6 protein-coding genes are annotated in these 6,510 nt (G+C 39.5%); 1 reads left to right on the top strand and 5 read right to left on the bottom strand.

Annotated features, from left to right (window positions below; all coding sequences use genetic code 11):
• The 4 genes from O3746_RS09110 to O3746_RS09095 form a co-directional block, all read right to left on the bottom strand.
• Positions 1 to 1,061: glycosyltransferase (locus O3746_RS09110; protein WP_371448751.1), on the bottom strand; the 1,061-nt coding region annotated here is incomplete at its 3' end.
• A 63-nt stretch (positions 1,062 to 1,124) separates the two neighbouring features.
• The gene (locus tag O3746_RS09105) at positions 1,125 to 1,616 is read right to left on the bottom strand and encodes a hypothetical protein (RefSeq protein WP_371448749.1); all 492 of its coding nucleotides are present in this window, start codon (positions 1,614 to 1,616) and stop codon (positions 1,125 to 1,127) included.
• Positions 1,617 to 1,642: 26 nt separating this feature from the next.
• Complete coding sequence (locus tag O3746_RS09100; protein ID WP_371448747.1) at positions 1,643 to 3,052, bottom strand: multicopper oxidase domain-containing protein; 1,410 nt, start codon at positions 3,050 to 3,052, stop codon at positions 1,643 to 1,645.
• Position 3,053: 1 nt separating this feature from the next.
• On the bottom strand, positions 3,054 to 3,776 hold the full coding sequence (locus O3746_RS09095) for a 1-acylglycerol-3-phosphate O-acyltransferase (RefSeq protein WP_049384158.1): 723 nt from the start codon (positions 3,774 to 3,776) through the stop codon (positions 3,054 to 3,056).
• An 87-nt stretch (positions 3,777 to 3,863) separates the two neighbouring features.
• Between O3746_RS09095 and lpxH the strand changes: the two genes are divergently transcribed.
• Positions 3,864 to 4,568: a UDP-2,3-diacylglucosamine diphosphatase gene (lpxH, locus tag O3746_RS09090; RefSeq protein WP_371448744.1), complete on the top strand. Its 705-nt coding sequence runs from the start codon at positions 3,864 to 3,866 to the stop codon at positions 4,566 to 4,568.
• Between the two features lie 64 nt (positions 4,569 to 4,632).
• Here the strand turns inward: lpxH and glmS are convergent, their stop codons facing one another.
• Positions 4,633 to 6,465: a glutamine--fructose-6-phosphate transaminase (isomerizing) gene (gene glmS, locus O3746_RS09085; RefSeq protein WP_371448742.1), complete on the bottom strand. Its 1,833-nt coding sequence runs from the start codon at positions 6,463 to 6,465 to the stop codon at positions 4,633 to 4,635.
• Positions 6,466 to 6,510 lie beyond the last annotated feature (45 nt).

Genomic DNA, 6,510 nt, shown 5'->3' with positions numbered 1-6,510 from the left:
GGATTAAATAATAATTCGACGCAAAGATCATGGCAAAGCTGATAATTGCCCACGGAATTCGCGCTAATAGCAAGTTCCTCTTTAGCTTTCCATTCATAAACTGAGTGATCGACAAAAAGAATATCCTTATTCAGCGGAGTATTTGCTGCTACAGTTGCATAAATATAAGCCTGTTTGGCTTTATTGTGGTAGCGCAGTTGGCGAGCTAAATGATAAAGACTTTCAGCGCGTTGTGGACGATATTCATACGTGGCTAGTAATAAACGTTGTATCTCATCTAGTGGAGCATTTAATTCAATTTTTAATAAACTGATTTGTAGCAGTGAATGATAGACTTCTTCATACCATCCGCCTAGATTAGCTCGAATTGCATACCATTCGATGGCTTTTTCATACATATCCGCATCGCGATAGGATTGTGCAGTATAAAACGCATAGCGATCTTTAAGATCTTCATCTTCAGGTGAATAGAATGCTTTTTCTAAAGTCAGCGCATCTTGAAGATATTTTTGTGGATTGTTGCTGCGAGCACCAAAACGCCCACTAATCACATAATAATCCCCAAAAATTTTTTGCTCCACAACTGTTTTTTTACGTTGTTCAACAAATTCATGCAATACGCCACGCCAGTAGAATGAGCCATCATTACGAAACATAAGCGTACGGAAATAAACATTAGAACCTGAGATGTTATTTGCCATGCGGAAATAATAGCGATCGCTCGTCAGTTCTTCAGGTAATACAAAATTTCCCTCAAAGCGATCATCGGCATCAAAGATTAATACATAATCTGTTTTTCCTTGTGCATGTTGTAGAGCACAGTTTCGATTATGGGCAAAGCTAACCCATTCATCGTGATGAATTTCGCCTTTAATGCCTTTCTCAGCAAAGAACTGTTCGATAATTTCTGCGGTATTATCATCAGAGCCTGTATCACTAATGACATAATAATCTAATGAAATATGAGCAATAATATTTTCCAGTGTATCCCGGATGATAGCGGCTTCATTTTTTACAATCATATTTAAGCAGATCGTTTTTTTATCAGTTCTTTGAGGCATTGATAGACTCTCTTTTTTATTTTCTTATGCTTTTAAGTGCGGTTATTTTTTGCTTGTTTTTGATTATTTAGTTACGTAGAAAACTTGTTTTTCAAATTCGTGTTTACCGATTTTCACAGTAAGCACATATTTTCCAATTGGATCTCTACGGTCAAATTCCCAGCAGTTCATCATATATTTACCATTATCAATGGTTGGTCTGGTATAAGTAATGGTATGGATTTTTTTATTAGGTGATGAAACCACCTTGACGTTATCAATAGTACTTGCAAATTCACTTTTAGCTTGTGCTTTAAAGGTTTCACTTACTGTTGCTTTTTTACCAAAATTACCAGTAGCTACCCAACACACTTTCTCTGTTTTTTTTGAGCGAGATATTTCTTTTTTGTGTAAATCAGGTGATGGTTCTGGTTCATTTGTTCTATCAAAAACAGAAAGATAAATCGTTGGCTCGTTTGCCTTTTCTTTAGATGTATCCTTTGCTTCTGGTGCTGTAGCCAATACGCCAGCTGAAAACATAGTAGTAATTAAAGATAATGTGAAGATTTTTTTCATGTTCGATTCCTTTTATATGATCAATTTTATTGAACAAGCATTATACCAAGGCAGCCCATATCTGCCAGCATTAAATTGGATGAACCAAATAAGAAAGGATGGGTATTTGATGAAGCTTGTTCAAATTTTACTAAAATTTGTACTTTCTTTTTCACCCAAACCGTGTCTTTCCAAGCAAGTTCCGACGCATCGACATTGACATCATCTTGGCTTTCAATAACAAATTTAGCGCCTTGAATGGTGAAGCCGACAGGCAGTGAGCTATTGATGATCCAACGTTCGACAGTGCCGACTTTAGCCGAAACATCAACACGACGCGGGTCAAAGCGTTGTTTGTTGATTAAGCCATTCGTTACATCCAATTCAAAGGTGCGTTCTTGGGCGATTTTACTTTCGAGCATCGCAGTAGCATCAGTATTGAATGATTCATTCATCTTTTTACTGAATGCAGAGATTTCACCCTGTGGGCGAAGTTCTAAAACGGTATTATCTGCAAAATCATTACCTGAACTGAAAACATTTTTGATTTTGTCAAAAATACCATGTTTAGCCCCAGAGATGAGCGATACGCCTTCTCCTTCGCTTAAATTGACTAACACTTCGGCACGTTCACCTGGTGCAAGAATAAGAGAATTAATCGCTTTACCTTGTGGTAAAAAACCTAAATCCCTCGCAACGAGTAACATCTCTTGTTCGTTATCTAAACGGAGATCATAGGCTCTTGCCAATGAGGCATTGAGTAAGCGTAAACGCACCCAACCGCGAGGGACGTCAAGATAAGGCGCTTCTTGTCCATTAACAAGAAGACGATTACCGACAAAGTGCGGTTGATTTTGCTTAAATAATTGTAATCCATCACCGTTAAATTCCATGTCTTGTAAGATTAATGGAATATCGTCCACGCCATATTTATGAGGCAACTGTGATTTTAAGCTTTGATCATCTTCAATCAACCACATTCCCACAATGCCGCGATAGGTTTGATAAGCCGAGTTAGCCAGGGTTGCAGAGCGATACCAGCAAGTCGCAGCAGGTTGGTCTATTGGGATAATCGGTGCCCAAGATTCCCCTTTTTTGAGGACTTTTGCAGCACCACCAAATAATTCACCACTGGCTTGTAATCCCTGAATAGAGAGAGCAATACTTTGTGGCAAATTGTTGTGATAATTGAGTTTTGCAAAGGAACCCGATTTGATGCGAATAGTGGGTCCAAGATAATTGCCGTTAAAGCCCCATACACTGACACTATGGGAGCCGTCTAACTTGTAGCCGGTTTCTTCCATATTAAGAATAATTGGACGACCACGTTTCGCTTCCATCAACGGCGGAATGGTTAATTTTTCACGGGATGCTGCTAATACCGATTGAGGTGTGGCAGCAAGTGCGGTTGAAATTGCGGTAGTTTTTAATAATTGGCGACGAGAAAGACGCAACATATTATTTTCCTTGTGCAACTTCAGCATCGAGTTCGGCGATGCGTTTTTCCATTAAATCGTGGCAGTAAGAGGCGAGTTCGCGTACATTGTCTTTTGTGTATGATGACACATCAATTGGCTCCATCATTTCACAAATCACTTTACCATTATCCCAACGATTTAAATCAATTTTGTTATGCGTCGTCGAACACACAACAGGCACGATTGGTACGCCAGCTGCAATCGCTGCATGGAATGCACCTGTTTTGAATGGCAATAAACCACGACCACGGCTACGTGTACCTTCAGGGAACATCCAAATTGACAGGTTGTCTTTATTGATACGGCGGGCAAGCTCAGTCATCGTGCTGTGTGCTTTAGAACGATTTTCACGATCTAGGAGAATATTGCCGGTTACCCAATATAAAATGCCGAAAAAAGGAATCCAAATTAGGCTTTTTTTACCTACACTCACCGTACGAGGTAATACCATGTAAGAGATGGTCACCATATCGAAATTATTTTGGTGGTTACCGATATAAATACAACGCGGCATATTCTCTTTATTTTGTGGAAAACGGTGTTCTACTTCTAGGCCAAATAAAGGGTATAAGCGGCCAAACCAGCGAGCCATAACGCCCACATTGCTTGGGTTTTTGAAACGAATAAAGGAATAGATCGTACCGAGCACACAAATTAAAATACAGCAAAGTGCAACGATGAGAATTCTGGCGATTTTTAACATAGAAAATACCTAATTAAAATTTTTGGAAAGTATAGCAAATTACACAAAAATGTGTGCTAATCTAATGAAAAAAATGACGGAATAGTTATGAAACCCATTTATTTTATTGCAGATCTTCATTTGAGCGAAACGCATCCAGAATTAACCGCACTTTTTAACGATTTTATGCAAAACAAAGCACAAGAAGCCCAAGCGGTTTATATTTTGGGAGATCTTTTTGATTTTTGGATTGGTGATGATGAAACTTCACCTTTAATCTCACAAGTCAAACAGTTGATTAAAAACCTGACAGAAAAGGGCATTGCTTGTTATTTCATTCATGGCAATCGTGATTTTCTCGTCGGGAAAAAATTTGCAAAAGATTGTGGTTTAACGTTATTGCCTGACTATCATTGTATTGATCTTTATGGGGCGAAAACCTTAATTTGTCATGGTGATACGTTATGTGTTGATGATGTGAAATATCAACAATTTCGCCGAAAAGTGCATCAAAAATGGAGACAAAGGCTGTTTTTATGTTTGCCACTAAAAGTGCGGTTAAAAATTGCAGAGAAAATTCGCGCGAAGAGTAAACAAGATAAGCAATATAAATCGCTGGATATTATGGATGTGAATTTAGCGTTTACGGCACAAACGGTAAAAGCATTTGGCGTGGAACGGTTAATTCACGGTCATACGCATCGAGAAGGCATTCATCAGGAAAAAGGGTACACGCGAATTGTGTTAGGTGATTGGCGAAAGGATTATGCCTCAATTTTGGAAGTGACAGAAAACGGTTATCGGTTTATTTAAACAAAAAGCACAGGATTAAACCTGTGCTTTTTTGTATTAAAACGTGCTAATTTTCAACCGCACTTTATTCTACGGTTACCGATTTTGCTAAGTTACGAGGTTGATCCACGTCGGTTCCTTTAATTAATGCCACATGGTATGACAATAATTGCATAGGAACGGTGTAGAAAATTGGTGCAATAATTTCATTCACTTTTGGCATGGTGATAATTTTCATGCCTTCGCTTGGTGTGAAGCCTGCTTCTTTATCAGCGAACACATAAAGCTGACCACCACGAGCACGTACCTCTTCAATGTTTGATTTCACTTTTTCAAGTAATTCATTATTTGGTGCTACCACGATAACCGGCATGTCTGCATCGATTAAGGCTAATGGACCGTGTTTTAATTCACCTGCCGCATAAGCTTCAGCATGGATATAAGAAATTTCTTTTAATTTCAATGAAGCTTCCATTGCGATAGGGTAGAACTCACCACGACCTAAGAAAAGTGCATGGTTTTTCTCAGCGAAGTCTTCTGCTAATGCTTCGATGTCTTTATCAAAGGCAAGCGCTTTTTCAATTTCAGCCGGAAGTGATTGTAACGCTTTTACAATTTCTACTTCTTGTTCGTCTGAGATATTACCTTTTACTTTACCAATCGCGGTCACCAACATTAATAATGCTGCCAACTGAGTGGTAAATGCTTTGGTTGATGCCACACCGACTTCTACGCCTGCACGAGTCATGAATGCAAGATCCGATTCACGTACTAAAGATGAACTTGATACGTTACAGATTGTTAAGGCAGCCATGTAACCTTTTTCTTTTGCTAAGCGAAGTGCGGCAAGGGTATCCGCCGTTTCACCTGATTGAGAGATGGTCACTAACAAGCTATTTGGGCGAGTGACAAATTTGCGATAGCGGAATTCAGACGCGATTTCGACATCACAGCTCACGCCAGCAAGTGCTTCAAACCAGTAACGAGCAGTCATCCCTGCATTATAAGAGGTACCACAAGCCACAATTTGAATGTGTTCAACTTTTTCTAAGATTTCTGATGCGCCATTACCGATAGCGTCCACAATCACGTTATTGTGAAGGATACGACCTTCCATGGTGTTGATTAATGCATTTGGTTGCTCATAGATTTCTTTTTGCATGAAATGGCGGAATTTGCCTTTTTCTGCCGCATCATTTTCAAGGTTAGATTCGTGCACCTCACGTTCTACTTTTTGACCATTCGCATCGTAAATATCCACGGTACGACGTGTGATTTCTGCAATATCGCCTTCTTCTAAATAAATGAAACGACGAGTCACGCTTAATAACGCGAGTTGGTCAGATGCCAGGAAATTTTCACCAATCCCTAAACCAATTACTAATGGGCTGCCTGAACGTGCAGCCACTAAATGTTCTGGATGTTCGCGATCTAATACCACCATACCGTATGCACCGGTAAGTTGTTTCACGGTTTTTTGTACGGCTTCAAGCAGAGTAGAGGCTGTACGCATTTCCCAATTAACAAGGTGAGCAATTACTTCGGTATCGGTTTGAGAATTAAACACATAACCACGTGATTTAAGTAATTCACGTAATTCTTCGTGATTTTCGATGATGCCGTTATGTACGACAGCAAAGTTACCGGAAGTATGCGGGTGAGCATTGGCTTCAGACGGTTCACCATGAGTTGCCCAACGTGTGTGCGCAATCCCTGTACCACCGATTAATGGTTTTACAGCAACCGCTTCATCAAGGGCTTTTACTTTACCCAAGCAGCGCACTCGGTGTAATTCATGGTTTGGATCCACGACAGCAACACCTGCAGAGTCATAACCACGATACTCTAAGCGGTGTAAACCATTAATTAAAATTTCTGCTACATCACGTTGTGCTACCGCACCAACAATACCACACATAGTTTTTCCTTATTTACTAAAATTAAAAGTCTTATTTTTCTGACC

Origin of the sequence: Haemophilus sp. 27098_8_127 (genome assembly GCF_041433495.1) — a bacterium.
In the GTDB taxonomy this organism is placed as follows: domain Bacteria; phylum Pseudomonadota; class Gammaproteobacteria; order Enterobacterales; family Pasteurellaceae; genus Haemophilus_D.
Note: the sequence above shows the minus strand (reverse complement) of the source record. Positions and strands in the feature narration are given on the sequence as shown.